Raw genomic sequence first — 19,119 nt, forward strand, 5'->3', positions numbered from 1 at the left:
TTGAGCACCGCATCATACTCAGATGTATTTCAGGAGTATAGACAAACTTTAACCAAAAAATTGCCATTAGAAATCGAGTTCCCAAAGAGGTCTAATCAGTCGAATAATAGTGTTACTTTCTTGAAAATTATGCACCAAACATGCGACGCTGCAAACGGCTCTAATGGTCCGGATCATAAAGCGTCTGACCTACCTCCTATGGAGGAAATGTATGAACAGTGGTTTTTAGAATATGCTTCTTATGTAATTTTGGAGCGAGCTGTGCCTGCTATAGAAGATGGTCTTAAGCCTGTGCAGCGTCGGATTCTCCATGCCATGCAGCTGATTGACGATGGTCGTTACAATAAAGTAGCCAATATTGTAGGGCAAACGATGCAATACCATCCCCATGGAGATGCATCTATTACAGAGGCCATTGTAGCTATAGGCCAAAAAGAATTGTTGATAGATACGCAGGGGAATTGGGGAGACTTGCGGACCGGGGATAGTGCGGCTGCTGCCCGCTATATAGAAGCCCGTCTAGCTCCATTCAGTAAGGAGATTTTGTATAGTCCACAGATTACAACCTGGCAACTCTCTTACGATGGCAGAAAAAAAGAGCCCCGTACCTTACCGGTTAAATTTCCGCTATTGCTTGCCCAAGGTGTAGAGGGCATTGCGGTAGGACTGGCGACTAAAATTTTACCCCATAATTTTATAGAACTGGTAGAAGCCGCTATAGATCTGCTTAAGGGTAAACCTGTTAGCTTATTTCCAGATTTTGCCACAGGTGGATTAGCAGATTGTACCCATTATAATGAGGGAAAAAGGGGAGGGAAGGTGCGGGTACGTGCCCGTATAGTAGCCCGAGAGAAGCAAACATTGGCTATAACCGAAATACCTTACGCGGCTACTACTACTAGTTTAATTGATTCTATCCTAAAGGCACATGAAAAAGGGAAAATAAAAATTAAAAATGTGGTGGATAACACGGCAGAGGATATTGAAATCCTTGTGCACTTGCTCTCTGGTCAACCAGCAGAAACCGTTATAGATGCACTCTATCTTTTCACAGATTGTGAAGGAAGTTATGCGCCTAATGCTTGTGTGATTCAGGATGAAAAACCTGTTTTTGTAACGGTTCATGAGCTCTTGGCCTATGCGGTAGCCCGTACGACCGATTTGTTGGAACAAGAGTTGCTTTTAGAACAGCAGGCATTAAAAGAAAAATTATTTTTTGCCAGTTTGGAAAAAATATTTATTGAAAACCGTATCTATAGGGAGATAGAAGCATGTACAACCTGGGAGGAGCTACTGATGACCATAGCAGACCATCTTAAACCCTATGATTTTTATCGGCCCATTGTAGAAGAAGATTTAGTCCGTTTAACAGAGATTAAGATCAAACGCATCTCACAATATGATAGCCTCCGTGCGCAGGAAACATTAACCCAACTTCAAACCCATTTAGCTACTACCATACATCATTTACAGCACCTAAAGGATTACACCATAGCCTGGTATAGCGGCCTGCTTCAAAAATATGGAAAGGGCCGAGAAAGAAAAACCATTTTAACCAGCTTTGATCCTATTCCGCTACATGATGTAATGGTAAAACATTATAAGCTTTATGTAAATCGTAAACAAGGTTTTATAGGTTACAGGCTTAAAGGAGAAGAATTTGTCCAGGCTTGCTCAGATATAGATGATATCATTGTAATAAGAAAAGATGGCAAATATGTCATTACTAAAATAGCAGATAAGCTCTTTGTAGGAAAAGACATTATATATGTTTCTGTTTATGATAAAAAAGATACTAAACGTTATTATAATGTAATTTATGTAGATGGTGCTACTGGTATTTCCTTTGTCAAACGGTTTCAAGTATTGGCGATTACACGTGATAAAACCTATGATTTAACCTTAGGCACACCCGGCTCTAGAGTAGTTTATTTAAGTGCAGAGCCCAATGGAGCGACAGAAACTGTTACCATTTTACTTTCTCCTATCAGTAGGACGACTAAAAAGAAATTTGAATTTAATTTTGCTGATTTATCCATAAAAGGACGTGCTACCAGAGGCAATATCCTGACTAAGCATGCCATTTATAAGGTGCAACAAAAAGGAAAAGACGGTTCTACACTAGCTAAAGTGGAGCTCTGGTATGATGCGTCTACAGGTCAAATAGCGCCTCGTGGAAAAGGAAAATTACTAGGCGTTTTGGGTCCAACGGATAAAATCCTTTTGGTCTTTAAGGAGGGGTACTATCTGGTAACTACTTTCTCCTTTCAACCAATCCCTGATCGCATTGCCCTTATAGAGCCATTAAGAAATACCCATCTGCTTTCGGTTGTCTATTACAACAATCTACAGCAAAACTATTTTGTAAAACGTTTTATGGTAGAGATGGGGGTTTTAGATAAAAAATATAATCTATTTCTTTCAGAACCACATGGTTGCATTTTAAAATTGGTTACGTCTTCTGAAACGCCTAAATTACAATTGCACTATTTAGTAGATGCTACTGGTAATGACAAACGATCGATTATCTATGATTTAGAAAAAGTTGCTGTTAAAACCATTAGAGCAAAGGGAGCCTTGCTTTCTAAATATAAGATTACAGCAGTAGATTTATGGAATGAGTGATTTGTATATTCAGTAAATGTGGTTTAAGCCAACTCAGTTTTGATATTGATATAGAAATCGCTATCTAGCCTAGTATCTAATGTAAACACAACGTTTCTCACGCTATTTTGAAAAGAAAAATGTCCTATGTGCTTAGGTGTTTACGTTAAATATTAATAACTTAATAACCTGAGTGGTTCTGTCGCGGGTCTTTTGGGTTCTGTCGCGTCTATAGTTTTCTTAGTATAGGTTTTTCGTTTAAGTCAAATTTTGGATATTATGCGGCCATTAAGATAGCAAAGTTCCCAAAAGTAGAAAGATGATTTTTAGCTCCTCTTACTTGTCCTTTTTGAATCATACGAATGTTTTCTATCCCTGAAATAGTAATGGAAGCAGAATAAAAATTCTTAAAACCCAGCATAGGTTTTATCCGTTTTTTGATAAACCTATGATCTTGTTCAACTCTATTATTCAAATATTTGTTTTGCAATATTTGAATGGTATGATCTTGATCAAGATCTGTATTGATCGCATCAAGGGCAGCTTTATTACTACCGCTTTTGTCAATTACTACTTTCTTAGGAATATTATTTTCTGTGATCGCCTTGCGAAAAAAAGAAAGCGTTGAAGACTTGTCTCTATGATCAGATAGAAAAAAGTCAACTGTATCACCATAACGATCTACTGCTCTATATAAATAGATCCACTTCCCGTTTAGTTTAACATAGGTTTCATCCATTTTCCAACTACTACCAATTGGTCGTTTTCTTTTTCTTACTGCTTTATCTATCAGAGGAACAAACTTAATAACCCATCTCTGTAGCGTAGAATGATCAACTCTTGCGCCTCTCATACGCATCATCTCTTCCAAATCTCTATAGCTCAAGGAAAAACGACACTTCATGTATACAAATAACAGGATAACTTCTGATGAAGAACAATAACCTTTAAAATATGGTAATAACTCGGGAGAAATATTAAACATAATAACTACTTTTTTAAATACCGATACTAAAATAATCATTTTTTAGAATAAACGCGACAGAACCGTTCCATTCGGGTTAAGGCGACCAAACTTAGAGACGATTTCTTGAGAACCAGGCAAGCGAACTGAGAAGCCATCTCCAGCAATAACTCTATAACCTCTCCATGTTCCATATGAGGTATCACCTTGATAAGCTGTTTGAAGGCTTAAATTCAATAATTCTTTAAATCCGGTTCTGTCGCGTTTATTCTAAAAAATGATTATTTTAGTATCGATATTTAAAAAAGTAGTTATTATGTTTAATATTTCTCCCGAGTTATTACCATATTTTAAAGGTTATTGTTCTTCATCAGAAGTCATCCTGTTATTTGTATACATGAAGTGTCGTTTTTCCTTGAGCTATAGAGATTTGGAAGAGATGATGCGTATGAGAGGCGCAAGAGTTGATCATTCTACGCTACAGAGATGGGTTATTAAGTTTGTTCCTCTGATAGATAAAGCAGTAAGAAAAAGAAAACGACCAATTGGTAGTAGTTGGAAAATGGATGAAACCTATGTTAAACTAAACGGGAAGTGGATCTATTTATATAGAGCAGTAGATCGTTATGGTGATACAGTTGACTTTTTTCTATCTGATCATAGAGACAAGTCTTCAACGCTTTCTTTTTTTCGCAAGGCGATCACAGAAAATAATATTCCTAAGAAAGTAGTAATTGACAAAAGCGGTAGTAATAAAGCTGCCCTTGATGCGATCAATACAGATCTTGATCAAGATCATACCATTCAAATATTGCAAAACAAATATTTGAATAATAGAGTTGAACAAGATCATAGGTTTATCAAAAAACGGATAAAACCTATGCTGGGTTTTAAGAATTTTTATTCTGCTTCCATTACTATTTCAGGGATAGAAAACATTCGTATGATTCAAAAAGGACAAGTAAGAGGAGCTAAAAATCATCTTTCTACTTTTGGGAACTTTGCTATCTTAATGGCCGCATAATATCCAAAATTTGACTTAAACGAAAAACCTATACTAAGAAAACTATAGACGCGACAGAACCGATCTTATTTCACTTTATTTTTTTGCCATGTCCAATCCATTACCACCTTCCACTTCTGGCACGCACAGATGGGCTAGTAGCGATTTACAGGTAGCTACTGAAGTAGTACATGCTGGTGTTAGTCCAGAATCACATACCGGTGCCATTCTTACACCTATTTTTCAATCATCCGTATTTGTACAAGAATCAATTGAAACCTATCTAGCAAAGGGGCATTCCTATTCTGGTTCAAGAAATCCTACTGTTGCAGTACTTGAAGCCAAGATTGCTACTTTGGAAAAAGCACAAACTGCCTATTGTTTTGGTTCAGGGGTGGCTGCCATTGTCACGACCATGGCAACTTTTTTACGCCATAGGGACCACTGTATACTCTCAAATAGTTGTTATGCCACTACACAAGAAGTGGCACGTGACCTTTTTGGCCAACTTGGCGTAACCTGTTCTTTTGTAGATTTTACCAATCTAGCTGTAATAGAAGCTGCCATACAACCCAATACGAAAGTACTTTTTTCAGAGTATCCGACCAATCCAACGCTTACTTTAACCGATTTAGCTGCGGTTAGTACATTGGCCCAGCAAGTAGGTGCGAAACATGTTTGTGATAGTACACTGGCCTCGCCTATGGTGATTTGTCCATTAACATTTGGTGCAGATATAGTGATTCAATCTACCACTAAATACTATGACGGACATAATATGACTATTGGTGGCGCAGCAGCTTGTGCATCTGCAGAAGATGGTCTTTCAATTTTTTCTTATAGGAATAGGCATGGGAGTATTATGAGTCCTATGGTTGCCTTTTTGACCTTACAATCTATCAAGACCATGCACTTACGCATACGGGAACAGTCTATAAATGCCGCGCAGATTGCCATATTTTTAGCAGGACATGCTAAGGTAGCAAAGGTGGGGTATCCGGGATTGGCGGATTTTCCGCAAAAATCATTGGCAGATAGACAACATAGTAATGGGCTACATGGTGGTATGTTATACTTTGTACTGAAAGGAGGAGCGGATGCAAGCAGCAAATTTATGAAGGCACTGCGTCGTCCATGGAGTTTTGGTGCCAATTTAGGTGGAGTAGAGAGTTTGATTACTTATCCTGCTGTAATGTCTAATGGGACAATGGATGCTATACAACTTCAATCCATTGGTATAAGCGAGGGTTTTGTACGCGTATCTTGTGGGATTGAAGATATCCAAGATCTTATTGATGCACTTGAAGCAACCTTTAATGCATGCTAAAAGAGATGGGTTCTGTCGCGTCTATAGTTTTCTTAGTATAGGTTTTTCGTTTAAGTCAAATTTTGGATATTATGCGGCCATTAAGATAGCAAAGTTCTCAAAAGTAGAAAGATGATTTTTAGCTCCTCTTACTTGTCCTTTTTGAATCATACGAATGTTTTCTATCCCTGAAATAGTAATGGAAGCAGAATAAAAATTCTTAAAACCCAGCATAGGTTTTATCCGTTTTTTGATAAACCTATGATCTTGTTCAACTCTATTATTCAAATATTTGTTTTGCAATATTTGAATGGTATGATCTTGATCAAGATCTGTATTGATCGCATCAAGGGCAGCTTTATTACTACCGCTTTTGTCAATTACTACTTTCTTAGGAATATTATTTTCTGTGATCGCCTTGCGAAAAAAAGAAAGCGTTGAAGACTTGTCTCTATGATCAGATAGAAAAAAGTCAACTGTATCACCATAACGATCTACTGCTCTATATAAATAGATCCACTTCCCGTTTAGTTTAACATAGGTTTCATCCATTCTCCAACTACTACCAACTGGTCGTTTTCTTTTTCTTACTGCTTTATCTATCAGAGGAACAAACTTAATAACCCATCTCTGTAGCGTAGAATGATCAACTCTTGCGCCTCTCATACGCATCATCTCTTCCAAATCTCTATAGCTCAAGGAAAAACGACACTTCATGTATACAAATAACAGGATGACTTCTGATGAAGAACAATAACCTTTAAAATATGGTAATAACTCGGGAGAAATATTAAACATAATAACTACTTTTTTAAATATCGATACTAAAATAATCATTTTTTAGAATAAACGCGACAGAACCGCTTCACTCGCATTCGTATGTTTAAAATAGTTAACCCATCGTAACACTACTGTTTTATTTGCTCGATGAATGCTTGAGATTTGATTGGTGCTCTTCTACAAGTCAGGTATTTTAGTCTATTACGGATGCTTTGTTGGGATTGTTTCGTTGGAAATACATAAATGCTATTTCTGCCACTTGTTGGACTCTTTCTTTTTGGGGTCCCCTCAGAAAAAGGAAAATAAAGCACGTTAAGGAGCTGCTAATATTCTTATCCGCCTAAATTTCCTTAGATATGGTACTTTTATTAAAAGTGAGTTTGTGTTATATAGCCAACGAAATTGAAAGTGTTATATATTTATTGAACAATATTATTGATTATCATAGATATTAATATATCTATAAAAACTTGCTCTAGACATTTTTAATGTTTTACAGATATCATTAATGGCCATACCATGATTCTTGTGCATGTTTTTAGCCATCAATACTTTAGGATCTGTAGAGGATACTTTTTTTCGGCCACCTTGCTTGCCACGCGCTTGTGCTGCTCTAAACCTGCTCGCGTTCGTTCCTGGACAAGACGGCGTTCGAATTGCGTTAAAGAGGAAAAGATATTGAAGATTAACTCTCCAGAAGCGGTTGTCGTATCAATAGCCCCGTCACACAAGAATCTAAATCCAATACCTTTTTGACATAAGTGTTCAATAAGATGAACTAAATGAGGCATCGAGCGACCAAGCCGATCTAATCGCCAGACTAATAGGGTATCACCCGAAGTTAAACTGGCCAAACATTTCTTTAACCCTGGACGTTCCGCTTTAGCACCTGAGATTTTTTCTATAAAAATCATATTTGTTGCAGAACCTGCTTTTGCAAGCGCGTCAACTTGAGGATGCACTTCCTGATCTTGGGTGCTGACTCTGACATAGCCAACTAATTTTGCCATATTTTCTTAAAAATACTAAAAAAAATGAGTTTATAGTATTTTTTTTTTTACGATCGCAATATGATACAACTAATGAGCTATTTTAGGAGGCTGTTTTAGGTGTCTCAATAAACGCTCGTTTGTTAAGATAAATCTATTCGCAAAATAGGGAAGCTTATTCAGGAATCTATAATGAATTTAGGGATGCAGTAGAAATTATAATTTTTGGCTGATTTTGTCCCTCTATTCCTAGTTGGTCAATTTGATATCAGTTGAGAAACCTTATTCCAGTATATTTAATCAAACTAAACATGCCACGCCGCTCAATCCTTTCTACCATTGATCGTGAAACTCTTCTGGCACTTCCAGATGACAAAGAAACACTGATCCAGTATTATACGTTGGATACTCATGACTTATCTGTTATCCATCACCATCGTGGTTCGGCTAATCGACTGGGTTTCGCTGTACAACTTTTTTACTTGCGATTTCCTGGCATCATTTTGGGAGTTGGTGAGCGCCCGTCTAACACCTTATTGCAAATAGTTGCATCTCAACTGAAGATTTCAGAAGAAAATTGGAATAAGTATGGTAAGAGCGAACAGACAAGAAGGGATCATTTGATTGATTTACAAGTTATTTTTAGATTTAAACCTTTCAAGATGAGTCACTATAGAGAATCGTTGGATACCTTAACGGAGTTAGCCCTTCAGACAGACAAAGGGATCATTTTGGCCAGCTTGTTGATCGAAACTCTTCGGAAAAAGAGCATAATCCTGCCAGTTATAAACGCTATAGACCGAATTTGCTCAGAATCTGTATCTCGTGCTAACCGGCGTATTTATGCATCGTTAACTGATTCTTTACTGCCATCTCATCTCCTTCGTTTGGATGAACTGCTAAAGCGCAAAGAGGAGAGTAAAATGACTTGGCTGTCTTGGTTACGGAAATCTCCATCCAAGCCGAATTCACGTCATATGCTCGAACATATTAATAACCTAAGTTCGGGATTAGCTTGTTAAAAAATAGCTTTAAAAAGCTCCTTTGTGTTTTAAATTTGGAGATAAAAAAATACTAACCAGATTATCCAAAGGAGCCAGTTATGAATGTAGAAAAATTAGTTGAAATATATTATGCTGTTGATGAATTTTTCATAAAGTTTATGCCGTATATACGTGAGTTCGGGATTTATTTAATTGATTTACAAAAATTTAATATCAATTATTTAGTTAATATTTGCACCTATTTAACAAGTTTTTATATCTAATTTTATAAATATAATAAACTGATTATCAGAATTATTTATTATTCAACTACCTATTTAACTGTCTATAAAACAAATTTTATAAATTTTTATTAATATTGATTATCAAATGAAAAAATAATCTAATCCCGAACTCACGTTAATAACCTGTTTTTGTTTTAGAAAGACTTTGTGTAAAACAGTACAAGGGAACTAACGTTCTTTGGATCAGTTCTATAAATCTATTCTAGCTTACTAACTTTCCAAATTTACTAGAATGAAATTGCTGTAAATGAATATAATAAGACTTAAAATTTCTAAAACCAATCACATGAAAGGCAATAAGAACAGTCATTATTTCACCCAAAGTTAATGAACAAGTTCTAGTGGGTTTTCTTTTAGAGTTGGTTAACAGTTGTTTTTCCATATACGGCATAAACTTTATGAAAAATTCATCAACAGCATAATATATTTCAACTAATTTTTCTACATTCATAACTGGCTCCTTTGGATAATCTGGTTAGTATTTTTTTATCTCCAAATTTAAAACACAAAGGAGCTTTTTAAAGCTATTTTTTAACAAGCTAATCCCGAACTTAGGTTATAAGCATGATGCAAGTCTATGTAGGCTATAGAGATTGATCTTGAGGTAAGGTGATAAAAATCTATAATGATATAGGGGTTTCTAAAGAAAGTGCGCAGCATTGTTTATATAGCCTAAAGTTTTATATACCTAAAAGTTATTCAGTAGAGTATGTTTCTGCGTTAGAAATTATAGAAGGGAATGGGCTTGAAGGTACCCGTTTGTTCATTCTGCCAGGAGGAAGAGATCTCTGTTATATAGAAAGCTTAGCAGGTAAAGGTAACAAACGCATACAAGATTATGTGTCAGGTGGTGGCAACTTTCTAGGAATCTGTGCAGGTGGTTATTATAGTGGGACATATGTAGTGTTTGCGGAAGCTACCCCAATTGAGGTAGTAGGTCCCAGAGCGCTTGGTTTATTTCAAGGCGTCGTAAAGGGACCCGTATTAGCGCCCTATTATTATGGATCGCATAAAGGCGCATCTGCTGCACGTGTTCTAATCACTTATAGTACAGATGAAAAAGATTGTTATGTCTATTATAATGGTGGAGGCTATTTTGTTGATGCGGAAAACATAACAGATACAGTAGTCATAGCTGGTTATACAAATGGAAAAGCAGCTATAATCAAGTGCAGTTATGGTCTAGGTAGCGTAGTTTTAAGCGGTGTCCACCTGGAGTATGATCCTTGTATGATGCAACACCAAGCCCTTAAGCATATTCGGAACACCTTAAAGCAGTATAATGAACAAAGAGTGAAGCTGTTTAAACATATATTGGCCCTATTGTCCGTTGGGTAATCCTACTGTATTCTATTCAACCTTCGGGAAACACTACCCAAGCAATAAGCAAAAACACCAATCCATCTAAAAGCTGCAAAACAACACGATATCTTTGCGGCCCCTGGGTAATTTTTTGAAAAACTGCGCGGCTTTGCACAGGGCTTTATTTTTTGCTGGAGTATTTTACAACACGCGACCGAAGTTCCGCTTCTGCTTTTGGTAGAAGATTACCGCTTTTGTCAGTCGCTCTTTTGTGAAGGCCGGCCAATATTCATCTGTAAAATATAGCTCTGCATAAGCAGATTGCCAGGGTAAAAAATTACTTATGCGTTTTTGCCCACCTGTACGTATTAGTAGGTCAATATCGGGTAATTCTCCTGTATTTAAATGTTCCTTATATATATCTGGTGTAATCTTAACATGATAATCATGTGCAAATTGTATAAAGTCTTCAAAACGAGCATTACGATTAAATCCCTTATTTAGAAATGCATGAATTGTTTTCATTAAGCAATCCTTTGCTATAGCCTCTGAGGCAGCTACTGCTTCTGCTTGCCCTCCGTAGTTGATGGCAACCGTTAAGTGTAACTTAGTATTATCCTTTGTAAGTTCTATTGCCTCTTTTAATTTACTCCAGCAAAAACTAGGTATCCCTTCTGTATCTCCTACAACACGAAATTTAATGTTATGTTCAGTAAAAAGGTCGATATTCTCATCAATACCTTCAGTAATCACTCTAAAAATGGTATTTATTTCTTGCTCTGGTCGGTTCCAATTTTCAGTAGAAAAAGCATAGAGCGTTAAATAGGAAATGCCTTCTTCTAAACATGCAGTTATTACCTCATTTACAGCCTTTTTTGCGTTTTTATGTCCATAAGATCTATCTCCTGTTTCTTTTTTTCCCCATCTGCCATTACCATCCATAATAATCGCAATATGTTTTGGCTTTTTTTGTAAGCTGTGTGATGGGTTTGCATCACATTTAGAAGAAGAGGTATACCCAGGCAGTAGTGTGAGTGGTAATATGCAAATTATAAAAATTTTGCTAAATAGATTCGCTGAAATAAGGGAAAATGATTTTTTTTTATCTGCCATGATAGGAAACGGGTTACGCATCTAATATAAGTATCTTCTTTTTATCTTAAATCAACATTATCCAACACAAAAAAAGTATAGAGGTAGGGTCTCATGAACTACTGGTGAGGAAGCAGGCGCAATTTAATAAAAAATATAATGCGGCCAAAAGGTAATTTGATATATTTTCCTGTATAATTGTGCACAGTAGTTGATAGGAAGAATGATTTAGCTTGATCGTAAGTGTGGTCGTTGCATTGAAATATGTGCTATAATGGTTTTGATGAATTCAGAAATATCATCCTCCTCTTGATTGATCTGAAGATAGGGACATAGTTTCAGTTGGAGCGCTTGCTTGTAAGCCTGTTTAATGGATTCAAAGCGCTTTTGGGACATTTGATCAAATGAGTCCTGCTTGTTTCTGATCTGGTTGCGCGATTGGAAGCTATTAAAGCCGATATCACAGTATATACATAGATCTGGTATTAAGCCAGAAAAAATACGGTGCATTGTTAAAAAGGGCTCCCAATAATCAGGTTTATGCGTTAGTTGATAGGCTATAGTAGAAAAAATAAATCGATCGAATATGATTACATCTACATCAGCTACCAATGCTTCTTTGTAGATCAGTTCATGGCGTGCTGCTAAAAAGAGAAAGAATTCTGTAATAGGATGGGCATCTTTATTTTTAAGGGCTAAGATGGTTTCCCAAATCACTTCCGAATTTTTACTCCCTTTAGGGTCGTGTAGCAACTTTACACGATAAGATTGATTGGTTAAGATAGATTGGATTTGGTGCGCCAAAGTCGTTTTCCCAGAAAAGTCTACGCCTTCAATAACTAGAATAAATTGGTCACGTCGTTTACGGTTTATTAAATGTCCCATATACGTATCTGTTCAAGTCAGTGGTAAAAAAGGCATTTATATCACACTTTTTTCTTGATAAAGAAGTGTGCGAAAAATCAAGCCCTGTGCAAAAAGTTGCTACAATCCCCCCTTACAGCTGGAAAAACAGAAGCGACCCTGTGGCCTTCATTAAACTGTTTTTTTGATCAGCTGCAAGGTATGCTTTCTGATTGCAACTTTTTACAAGGGGCGTTTTTTATTTTTTTCGTAGCATGGCCATACCGCTGAATAGATACCCATATACTAGTTTTACGATTAAGGCTAAAAATGTACCACCTAAAAATACAAATAAATCCACTACCTATTAAAAAATTCAGTTTCCCTTAAAATTAGGTATATTGTAGCCCGGCCATTCAGTGATAAAGTAGTGCGGGAATAATTTTATAAATGATGAGCGCTATTCAAGATTTTTTTTCCCTTTCTGACCCTAATGTGCGCAACGTGTTATTGGGAACCATTTTGCTGAGTACTAGTAGCGCTATGATTGGTGCATTCGCCCTTCTAAAAAGAAAGACCTTAATCAGTGATGCCATTGCGCATGCCGTACTGCCCGGTATCTGTTTGGCTTTTTTGCTAACCGGAGAGAAAAATTCCATTTGGCTTATTATAAGTGCTTTTGTTACAGGTTGGTTGGCCTCCATAGTGATCAATCAAATCACAGCTCATTCAAAAATAAAGCAAGATGCAGCCATTGCTATTGTGTCTTCCGTAGCTTTTGGATTTGGTAGTTTTTTACTATCTATGTTGCAAAATAGTGGTCAAGCAAATCAAGGAGGGTTGAAATCATTTTTATTAGGCAGTGCCGCCACCCTACTGCAGGAGGATGTTATTGTATTGCTCTGGTTGAGTTGCATCATCGTTTTAGTTTTATTTTTGTTTTTCAAGGAATTTATGGTCATTGCCTTTGATCGCCTTTTTGCCCAGTCGATAGGACTGCCTGTTAAAAAAATAGATTTTTTGTTTACTAGTTTAATGGTGCTTGCCATTGTAATTGGCATAAGGGCGGTAGGTGTAGTATTGATGAGTGCTATGCTCATTACGCCAGCTGCTACTGCACGATTCTGGACGGTTAAGATGGCCTACATCATGCTATTTGCTACTTTGATGGCGCTGCTTTCTTCCTTAGCAGGCACCTTTATTTCCTATATGATACCTTCTATGCCTACTGGGCCTTGGATTGTACTCATTATGTCACTGATAGCCTATTTTTCTTTTCTTATTTCTTGGTATTGTCGAGTGTCCAGAAAAAATGCGTAAATATATTGTAATTGTATATGATGCTACTTACCTTGCCTTGCTTTGATTATAAGACCAAACAAGTATTAGATAAAACGTATATTTTAGACCTGGTGCGTAAAAAATATGTATTGCTTACCCCAGAAGAATGGGTACGCCAGCATATGTTGCATTACTTGATTCATCACCGTTCATATCCCAAGGGATTGTGCTGTTTGGAAAAAAGAATATATAGAGGCACAAGGTATTATAGACCTGATATCATACTGCGCGATAAACTTGGAGTTGCTAAAATGGTTGTAGAATGTAAAGCCCCCTACATCACACTGACCAACAAAACCCTAGGGCAAATGATGCAATACAATCGACAGCTTGCTGTAGATTATCTACTAGTTACCAATGGTATAGACCATTTTTGTTGGAAGTGGGAAGCAAACCGAGGCCAATTTCAGGCAATAAGAAATATTCCAACCTATCAAACCTGTGCAATGACTGGTTAGCCTGCTTATAGCTGAACGAGTACTATATGGGTGCATAAAAAACAAGCCGAGTATCGCGCTGCTACAACCACCTTACCATTGCTTCTTTCCAGACCTGGGGGATTCAGTAGGAGCTAGCCGTACCGGCTTGCCCTATCAAGTTTAATACTTTTTGATCGAAATTAAAAAATAATTCAATAAAAAGTTAAGGATCCATTCAGCTACATGGCAATCCTACAAAATAAGGTGCAAAAACGCCCCTTGGAAAAAAGGGGCTATAATAGGTACGCAGGCTTCGAAAAGTTAATCTATCCACTGATGGCTATGCATTTAGTAAGCTATCTGTATAACCTTTTATAAACGCAGCAAGCGATGCACCTTCTAAAAGACCCTGTGCCAGTAGGCCTAAGTGATAGGCCTGTTCTACCAATGCTTTTTGTACAGTTTGATCACTAATAGTGAGGATTTTTTTTGCCAAAGGATGATTTCCGTTAATGGCTGCATGTATGGAACGGAAAGTCTTTTGTTTACCCTCATTTCCTCGTGTAAATTGTGCCATACGCTTCAAATGCTCGGAAGTTATAAAGGCCACAGGTAGCTCCTCTGGTAACATGGCGGCTACATTCCAAGTAGTTTGCTCAGTGCCAATAGTGGTTTCATAAATAGATTTTAACCTTTCTCTTTCTTCTTCTGTAAGGGTATGTGCAACTACTTCTTCTTTTTGAATGAGGTTACCGATGGTATCGGTGTCAATACCTTTGAATATAACCTTGTCTAATTTGTGTTCAGAAAAATTAATAAAGTTTGCATCAATCTGGCCATTCAGGACCAACACATCATATCCTTTTTGTTGTGCGGATTGTAAATAGGTAGCATGTTTGTTAGGATCTGTTGTATAGAGTAAGACCAAATTTCCGTCTTTATCAACTTGATTTTTAGCTATTTTATCTTTGTACTCGGCTATGGTATAGTAGTGGTCCGTTGTGTTTTGCAATAGTACAATTTCCCTTATCCTTTCATCAAACTTAGGATCGGTTATCATACCATATTTGATAAATAGGGAGATATCATTCCATTTGGCTTCGTAAGCTTTACGATCTTTCCCAAAAAGTGTTTCGAGCTTTTCTGCTACCTTTTTAGCAATGTATGTATTAATTTTTTTAACATTGCTATCTGCTTGTAAAGCACTTCTGGATACGTTTAGCGGTATATCAGGTGAGTCAATAATACCATGTAGCAAGCGTAAAAAGTCTGGAATAACTTCTTTTACATCATTGGTAATAAACACCTGTCTTGCATAAAGTTGAATGGTTTCTTTTTGCGTAAAATAATTGGCCGCTTTAGGAAAATAAAGTATGCCTGTTAATGTAAATGGGTAGTCAATGCTTAGGTGAATCCAGAAAAGCGGCTCTTCTGCAAAAGGATAGAGTTCTTTATAAAATTTAAGATAGTCTTCTGGTTGTAAATCTGATGGTCGTTTGATCCATAATGGCATGGTATCATTGATCACTTTTTTATCGAATACGATTTCTATCGGTAAAAAGCGGCAATGTTTATCTAAAATAGCGTGAATGCGCTTTGGTTTCAAAAATTCTTCGCCATCTTCGGCAAGGTGCAAAATAACCTCTGTGCCTACTTCACTTTTTTCAGTAGGATGTATTTCAAAATTGGTGCTGCCATCACAGCTCCAATGGGTGGCTTGGGAACTTGCTTGATATGATTTCGTAATAATTTCAACTTTTTTAGCTACCATAAAGGCTGAGTAAAAGCCCAACCCAAAAAAGCCAATGAGTTGGTGTTGATCTACTTGTTCTTTATATTTTTCTACAAATGCAGCAGCACCAGAAAAAGCAATTTGGTTGATATATTGCTTGATTTCATCGGCCGTCATGCCTAATCCATCGTCTTTAATCGTCAGTGTTTTGGCAGATGCGTCAAGCAGTACCTCTACCTGTAATGTATCTATAGCACCCTCATAGAGGCCCATAGCGCCTAGCTTTTTAAGCTTTTGAACCGCGTCTACCCCATTGGCTACTAATTCCCTTAGGAAAATGTCTTGATCGGAATAAAGAAATTTTTTAATAATCGGAAAGATGTGCTCAGTATGTACCGATATGGTTCCTTTTTCGTTCATGGTTGATATTTATTTAGGTTAAATCTATTTATGCTGTATTGTATAGTATGAGGCCTGGTTAAGTATCTACACTAGCAACCTAAGTTCGGGATAGATTATTTTTTCATTTGATAATCAATATCAATAAAAATTTATAAAATTTATTTTATAGACAGTTAAATAGGTAGTTGAATAACAAATAATTCTGGTAATCAGTTTATTATATATATTATATTTATAAAATTAGATATAAAAACTTGTTAAATAGGTGCAAATATTAACTAAATAATTGATATTAAATTGTTGTAAATCAGTCAAATAAACCCCGAACTCACGTTAGTAGTGAACTTTCTAGCTTTTACGCAACCTTACTAGCTATTGAGCGACAAAAACCATGCCAATGTATCATACACATGCTTTTATGACAGCCTATCTATTTGGGGGGATTATAAAATGCTGTTATCCAATCTATGACCTGATTGGTCCTATTGCGGCAAAGAACGCTTATCTATTGACGTAGTAGCAGTTGGCTGCAGAACAGCAGTGGATTTTGAAGTGGATTTTGTTCCAATATCGTCTTTAAAATTAACCGTTTTGTCATGTCCTCCTGCATAAGCGTCCAATATACTCAATAAGTACCAAGCACTTGCAATTATAATAAATAGGTCACGTGTACGCTTACATTCTTGAATACGTTTCTCGGTGTATGCAGGATTTGGTTTATCACCACCATTTATAAGTAAATCTCGCTTATGTTTATTCATTTCTTGGTGTTCTGAATAGATCCTATGGCCAACCAAGGCAAAACCCAAATAAAAGCAAGGCACTTTCCAGTAATCTTTGTTATACACTTGCCCCAAGCCAGGAACCACCATGGAACCAATCCAAGAACGTTGTACCATAGCCTCTATATGCATAGTTTTACGCAATAATTCCACTTCATCTACCTTACTAGAAGTTGAACGATTGTACCCATTTTGTATGGTATACAACCTAGGAGATCCGTTGGAAAAATCCGGTACAATAGGCTTGTGCGGCAGCATAACAGCCTGACTAGGGTAGGAAAAGTGTAAACATCCTATTACCATTAAAGAGAAATTATAGCGCACCTTCATATCTTATTTTGTATTCGAAATCATAGCAACAATTCTTCTTAATTCTTCTTCAGAATCAAATAGAATTTTAATTTCACCTTGCTTTTGTGCATCTGCTTTTATAATTACCTTTGCATTGAATTGTTGGGTTAATTGCGTGGTTGTATTTTTTAGACTGGCTTTAAAAGAAGGATTAAGTTGTGTTTTAATCGTTGGCTTTTTCAAATGGTTGGTAGTAGACAGATCTTGCACCAATTTTTCCACTTCTCGTACAGAAAGGGCTCCTTCTAGGATCTTTTTCAATACACTTAACTGTGTTTCTGGCGTCTGAAGATTAATCAGAGCCCTTGCATGACCCATAGAAATTTTTTGGTCTCGAAGCGCAATTTGAATATCAGGAGGCAATTTAAGCAACCGAAGGTAATTGTTAACAGTTGTTCTATCTTTGCCCACCCGTTCTGCTAATGCTTCCTGCGTTAGTTTACAGTCTGTTAGCAAGCGTTGATAGCTCAGCGCGATTTCAATTGCATTTAATGATTGACGTTGGATGTTTTCAATAAGTGCTACCTCTAGCATATGCAGATCTTCAGTAGTACGTATATAAGCTGGTACCTCTTCTAAGCCCGCTAATTTAGCAGCACGTAAGCGTCGTTCTCCAGATATTAACTGGTAGACGTGATGGTCTATTTTGCGTACAGTAAGCGGTTGTATAATGCCATGTAATTTTATGGATGAGCTTAATTCATTGAGTGTTGCTTGGTTAAAGTCTTGTCGAGGTTGGAAAGGATTGATGGCAATGGATGCGATCTGAATCATTTTAAAAAAATGCTCAGTAGCATCAGAAGGGGCTTCTGTATGTGCCCCCTGCAACAGAGCACTTAACCCTCTACCTAGGACTCGCTTTCCTTTTGTAGGCTCCATATTTTAAATCATAAATTACTTCTTAGCGCTGCTAGCAATTTCTTCAGCAAGACTAAGATAACTAACCGCTCCTTTACTATCCGAATCATAAATAATGGCCGGCATACCAAAGCTTGGTGCTTCACTTAATTTGATATTTCTTGGAATAATGGTTTCAAAGACCATGCTTTGAAAATGCTTCTTAACCTCTGCTACAATTTGGTTGGCCAGACGGAGCCTCGCATCATACATCGTCATCAATATACCCTCGATTTCCAGATTAGGATTCAGCCGAGATTGGATGATCTTAGTTGTATTTAATAGCTTTCCTAACCCTTCTAATGCAAAGTATTCACACTGAACCGGTATGATTAAAGAATCTGCAGCGGTAAGCGCATTGATGGTGATTAAGCCCAAGGAGGGCGCACAGTCCACTATAATGTAGTCATAAGTTCGCATTATAGGCTTTAGGGCTTCTCTGATGCGACCTTCTCTATTCTTAAAGTTGACCATTTCCACTTCTGCACCCACTAAGTTGATATGGGAAGGCAAAAGATCCAAATTAGGTATACTGGTTGGTTGAATCAATAGTTTGGGGTCTACAGCCTCCACAATGCATTCGTAGATGCTGTGTTCCACTTCTTCCGGCTTAATACCTACTCCAGAAGTTGCGTTTGCCTGTGGATCAATATCAATAAGAAGGGTTTTCTTTTCTAATATGGCAAGACTTGCTGCCAGGTTTATAGCAGTAGTAGTTTTGCCAACGCCACCTTTCTGATTTACAATCGCTACGATTTTTCCCATAAACACTGCGATTTACTCGCATAAATTTTACTAATGATCAGATTATTCCCAAATCCCCGTTTTTCTATTTCCCGATTACAAGGGCATTCAGTACCTGAAAAAATAAAAATCAAGTAAAAAAAATAAAACCAATGTTATAAACATATCGAAAAAATAAAATGGGCATTAAACCATAAAGGGATCTCATTACCTTATGATTATCATACCATATGCTGTGTTAATCACCCCAATCTATGAAAAAATAAAAATATATCAAAAA

At 36.9% G+C, this 19,119-nt stretch carries 18 protein-coding genes and 3 pseudogenes; 8 read left to right on the forward strand and 13 right to left on the reverse strand.

What is annotated here, in order from left to right:
• The first annotated feature begins 129 nt into the window (after positions 1 to 129).
• Positions 130 to 2,625 (forward strand): DNA gyrase/topoisomerase IV subunit A, encoded by a 2,496-nt coding sequence (locus NBW36_RS05310; RefSeq protein ID WP_250238244.1) that lies wholly within the window; start codon positions 130 to 132, stop codon positions 2,623 to 2,625.
• Between the two features lie 256 nt (positions 2,626 to 2,881).
• Here NBW36_RS05310 and NBW36_RS05315 read toward each other — a convergent pair whose 3' ends face one another.
• Entirely contained in the window at positions 2,882 to 3,589 is a 708-nt protein-coding gene (locus NBW36_RS05315; RefSeq protein ID WP_250239181.1) for an IS6 family transposase, read from the reverse strand.
• Positions 3,590 to 3,634: 45 nt separating this feature from the next.
• A pseudogene (locus NBW36_RS05320) lies at positions 3,635 to 3,823 on the reverse strand (IS4-like element ISWosp8 family transposase); the annotation flags it as partial.
• A gap of 61 nt (positions 3,824 to 3,884) precedes the next feature.
• On the opposite strand from NBW36_RS05320, the gene NBW36_RS05325 reads away from it, so the two are divergent.
• Complete coding sequence (locus NBW36_RS05325) at positions 3,885 to 4,592, forward strand: IS6 family transposase (protein WP_250239181.1); 708 nt, start codon at positions 3,885 to 3,887, stop codon at positions 4,590 to 4,592.
• Between the two features lie 88 nt (positions 4,593 to 4,680).
• Positions 4,681 to 5,898, forward strand: a complete 1,218-nt coding sequence (locus tag NBW36_RS05330) for a trans-sulfuration enzyme family protein (RefSeq protein ID WP_250238245.1) — start codon at positions 4,681 to 4,683, stop codon at positions 5,896 to 5,898.
• A gap of 69 nt (positions 5,899 to 5,967) precedes the next feature.
• Here NBW36_RS05330 and NBW36_RS05335 read toward each other — a convergent pair whose 3' ends face one another.
• The 4 genes from NBW36_RS05335 to NBW36_RS05345 form a co-directional block, all read right to left on the reverse strand.
• Positions 5,968 to 6,675 carry an IS6 family transposase gene (locus NBW36_RS05335; protein WP_250239027.1) on the reverse strand — a complete coding sequence of 236 codons (708 nt, stop codon included), beginning with the start codon at positions 6,673 to 6,675 and terminating at the stop codon, positions 5,968 to 5,970.
• Positions 6,676 to 6,785: 110 nt separating this feature from the next.
• Positions 6,786 to 6,968 carry a hypothetical protein gene (locus NBW36_RS05340; protein ID WP_250238246.1) on the reverse strand — a complete coding sequence of 61 codons (183 nt, stop codon included), beginning with the start codon at positions 6,966 to 6,968 and terminating at the stop codon, positions 6,786 to 6,788.
• A gap of 121 nt (positions 6,969 to 7,089) precedes the next feature.
• A complete protein-coding gene (locus NBW36_RS05675) occupies positions 7,090 to 7,203 on the reverse strand; it encodes a helix-turn-helix domain-containing protein (RefSeq protein WP_369127319.1) in 114 nt (37 codons plus the stop codon).
• Entirely contained in the window at positions 7,203 to 7,667 is a 465-nt protein-coding gene (locus NBW36_RS05345) for a recombinase family protein (protein ID WP_250238248.1), read from the reverse strand. Before NBW36_RS05345 ends, NBW36_RS05675 begins: the two co-directional genes overlap by 1 nt.
• A 290-nt stretch (positions 7,668 to 7,957) precedes the next feature.
• Between NBW36_RS05345 and NBW36_RS05350 the strand changes: the two are divergent.
• Both NBW36_RS05350 and NBW36_RS05355 read left to right on the forward strand, forming a co-directional pair.
• Positions 7,958 to 8,653 (forward strand): annotated as a pseudogene (locus NBW36_RS05350) (DUF4158 domain-containing protein); the annotation flags it as partial.
• Between the two features lie 95 nt (positions 8,654 to 8,748).
• Complete coding sequence (locus NBW36_RS05355) at positions 8,749 to 8,913, forward strand: hypothetical protein (protein ID WP_250238250.1); 165 nt, start codon at positions 8,749 to 8,751, stop codon at positions 8,911 to 8,913.
• Positions 8,914 to 9,055: 142 nt separating this feature from the next.
• On the opposite strand, the pseudogene NBW36_RS05360 reads toward NBW36_RS05355, so the two are convergent.
• A pseudogene (locus NBW36_RS05360) lies at positions 9,056 to 9,385 on the reverse strand (IS982 family transposase); the annotation flags it as partial.
• Positions 9,386 to 9,543: 158 nt separating this feature from the next.
• On the opposite strand from NBW36_RS05360, the gene NBW36_RS05365 reads away from it, so the two are divergent.
• Positions 9,544 to 10,272, forward strand: a complete 729-nt coding sequence (locus NBW36_RS05365; protein WP_250238252.1) for a BPL-N domain-containing protein — start codon at positions 9,544 to 9,546, stop codon at positions 10,270 to 10,272.
• A gap of 165 nt (positions 10,273 to 10,437) precedes the next feature.
• Here the strand turns inward: NBW36_RS05365 and uppS are convergent, their stop codons facing one another.
• A complete protein-coding gene (gene uppS, locus NBW36_RS05370) occupies positions 10,438 to 11,349 on the reverse strand; it encodes a polyprenyl diphosphate synthase (RefSeq protein WP_250238254.1) in 912 nt (303 codons plus the stop codon).
• A gap of 207 nt (positions 11,350 to 11,556) precedes the next feature.
• Positions 11,557 to 12,213: a dTMP kinase gene (gene tmk / locus NBW36_RS05375; protein ID WP_250238256.1), complete on the reverse strand. Its 657-nt coding sequence runs from the start codon at positions 12,211 to 12,213 to the stop codon at positions 11,557 to 11,559.
• A gap of 408 nt (positions 12,214 to 12,621) precedes the next feature.
• On the opposite strand from tmk, the gene NBW36_RS05380 reads away from it, so the two are divergent.
• Positions 12,622 to 13,491: a metal ABC transporter permease gene (locus NBW36_RS05380; protein ID WP_250238258.1), complete on the forward strand. Its 870-nt coding sequence runs from the start codon at positions 12,622 to 12,624 to the stop codon at positions 13,489 to 13,491.
• Between the two features lie 17 nt (positions 13,492 to 13,508).
• Positions 13,509 to 13,970: a type I restriction enzyme HsdR N-terminal domain-containing protein gene (locus tag NBW36_RS05385; RefSeq protein WP_250238259.1), complete on the forward strand. Its 462-nt coding sequence runs from the start codon at positions 13,509 to 13,511 to the stop codon at positions 13,968 to 13,970.
• A 301-nt stretch (positions 13,971 to 14,271) separates the two neighbouring features.
• On the opposite strand, the gene htpG is transcribed toward NBW36_RS05385, so the two are convergent.
• From htpG to NBW36_RS05405, 4 genes are all read right to left on the reverse strand, one after another.
• Positions 14,272 to 16,083: a molecular chaperone HtpG gene (gene htpG, locus NBW36_RS05390; RefSeq protein ID WP_250238260.1), complete on the reverse strand. Its 1,812-nt coding sequence runs from the start codon at positions 16,081 to 16,083 to the stop codon at positions 14,272 to 14,274.
• Between the two features lie 464 nt (positions 16,084 to 16,547).
• On the reverse strand, positions 16,548 to 17,105 hold the full coding sequence (locus NBW36_RS05395) for a DUF5683 domain-containing protein (RefSeq protein WP_250238261.1): 558 nt from the start codon (positions 17,103 to 17,105) through the stop codon (positions 16,548 to 16,550).
• A gap of 75 nt (positions 17,106 to 17,180) precedes the next feature.
• Entirely contained in the window at positions 17,181 to 18,077 is an 897-nt protein-coding gene (locus NBW36_RS05400) for a ParB/RepB/Spo0J family partition protein (protein ID WP_250238262.1), read from the reverse strand.
• 15 nt (positions 18,078 to 18,092) lie between these two features.
• Positions 18,093 to 18,860 (reverse strand): ParA family protein, encoded by a 768-nt coding sequence (locus NBW36_RS05405; RefSeq protein ID WP_250238263.1) that lies wholly within the window; start codon positions 18,858 to 18,860, stop codon positions 18,093 to 18,095.
• Between the last annotated feature and the right edge of the window lie 259 nt (positions 18,861 to 19,119).

It is taken from the genome of Cardinium endosymbiont of Oedothorax gibbosus (genome assembly GCF_936981045.1).
In the GTDB taxonomy this organism is placed as follows: Bacteria; Bacteroidota; Bacteroidia; order Cytophagales; family Amoebophilaceae; genus Cardinium.

Excerpts from the sequence above, each read along its gene's own strand:
- NBW36_RS05325 (WP_250239181.1), top strand. The coding sequence starts at position 3,885 with ATGTTTAATATTTCTCCCGAGTTATTACCATATTTTAAAGGTTATTGT.
- NBW36_RS05385 (WP_250238259.1), top strand. The coding sequence starts at position 13,509 with ATGATGCTACTTACCTTGCCTTGCTTTGATTATAAGACCAAACAAGTA.
- htpG (WP_250238260.1), bottom strand. The coding sequence starts at position 16,083 with ATGAACGAAAAAGGAACCATATCGGTACATACTGAGCACATCTTTCCG.
- NBW36_RS05330 (WP_250238245.1), top strand. The coding sequence starts at position 4,681 with ATGTCCAATCCATTACCACCTTCCACTTCTGGCACGCACAGATGGGCT.
- NBW36_RS05355 (WP_250238250.1), top strand. The coding sequence starts at position 8,749 with ATGAATGTAGAAAAATTAGTTGAAATATATTATGCTGTTGATGAATTT.
- NBW36_RS05400 (WP_250238262.1), bottom strand. The coding sequence starts at position 18,077 with ATGGAGCCTACAAAAGGAAAGCGAGTCCTAGGTAGAGGGTTAAGTGCT.
- NBW36_RS05380 (WP_250238258.1), top strand. The coding sequence starts at position 12,622 with ATGATGAGCGCTATTCAAGATTTTTTTTCCCTTTCTGACCCTAATGTG.
- tmk (WP_250238256.1), bottom strand. The coding sequence starts at position 12,213 with ATGGGACATTTAATAAACCGTAAACGACGTGACCAATTTATTCTAGTT.
- NBW36_RS05395 (WP_250238261.1), bottom strand. The coding sequence starts at position 17,105 with ATGCTGCCGCACAAGCCTATTGTACCGGATTTTTCCAACGGATCTCCT.
- uppS (WP_250238254.1), bottom strand. The coding sequence starts at position 11,349 with ATGGCAGATAAAAAAAAATCATTTTCCCTTATTTCAGCGAATCTATTT.
- NBW36_RS05405 (WP_250238263.1), bottom strand. The coding sequence starts at position 18,860 with ATGGGAAAAATCGTAGCGATTGTAAATCAGAAAGGTGGCGTTGGCAAA.
- NBW36_RS05335 (WP_250239027.1), bottom strand. The coding sequence starts at position 6,675 with ATGTTTAATATTTCTCCCGAGTTATTACCATATTTTAAAGGTTATTGT.
- NBW36_RS05675 (WP_369127319.1), bottom strand. The coding sequence starts at position 7,203 with ATGGCTAAAAACATGCACAAGAATCATGGTATGGCCATTAATGATATC.
- NBW36_RS05310 (WP_250238244.1), top strand. The coding sequence starts at position 130 with ATGCACCAAACATGCGACGCTGCAAACGGCTCTAATGGTCCGGATCAT.
- NBW36_RS05315 (WP_250239181.1), bottom strand. The coding sequence starts at position 3,589 with ATGTTTAATATTTCTCCCGAGTTATTACCATATTTTAAAGGTTATTGT.
- NBW36_RS05345 (WP_250238248.1), bottom strand. The coding sequence starts at position 7,667 with ATGGCAAAATTAGTTGGCTATGTCAGAGTCAGCACCCAAGATCAGGAA.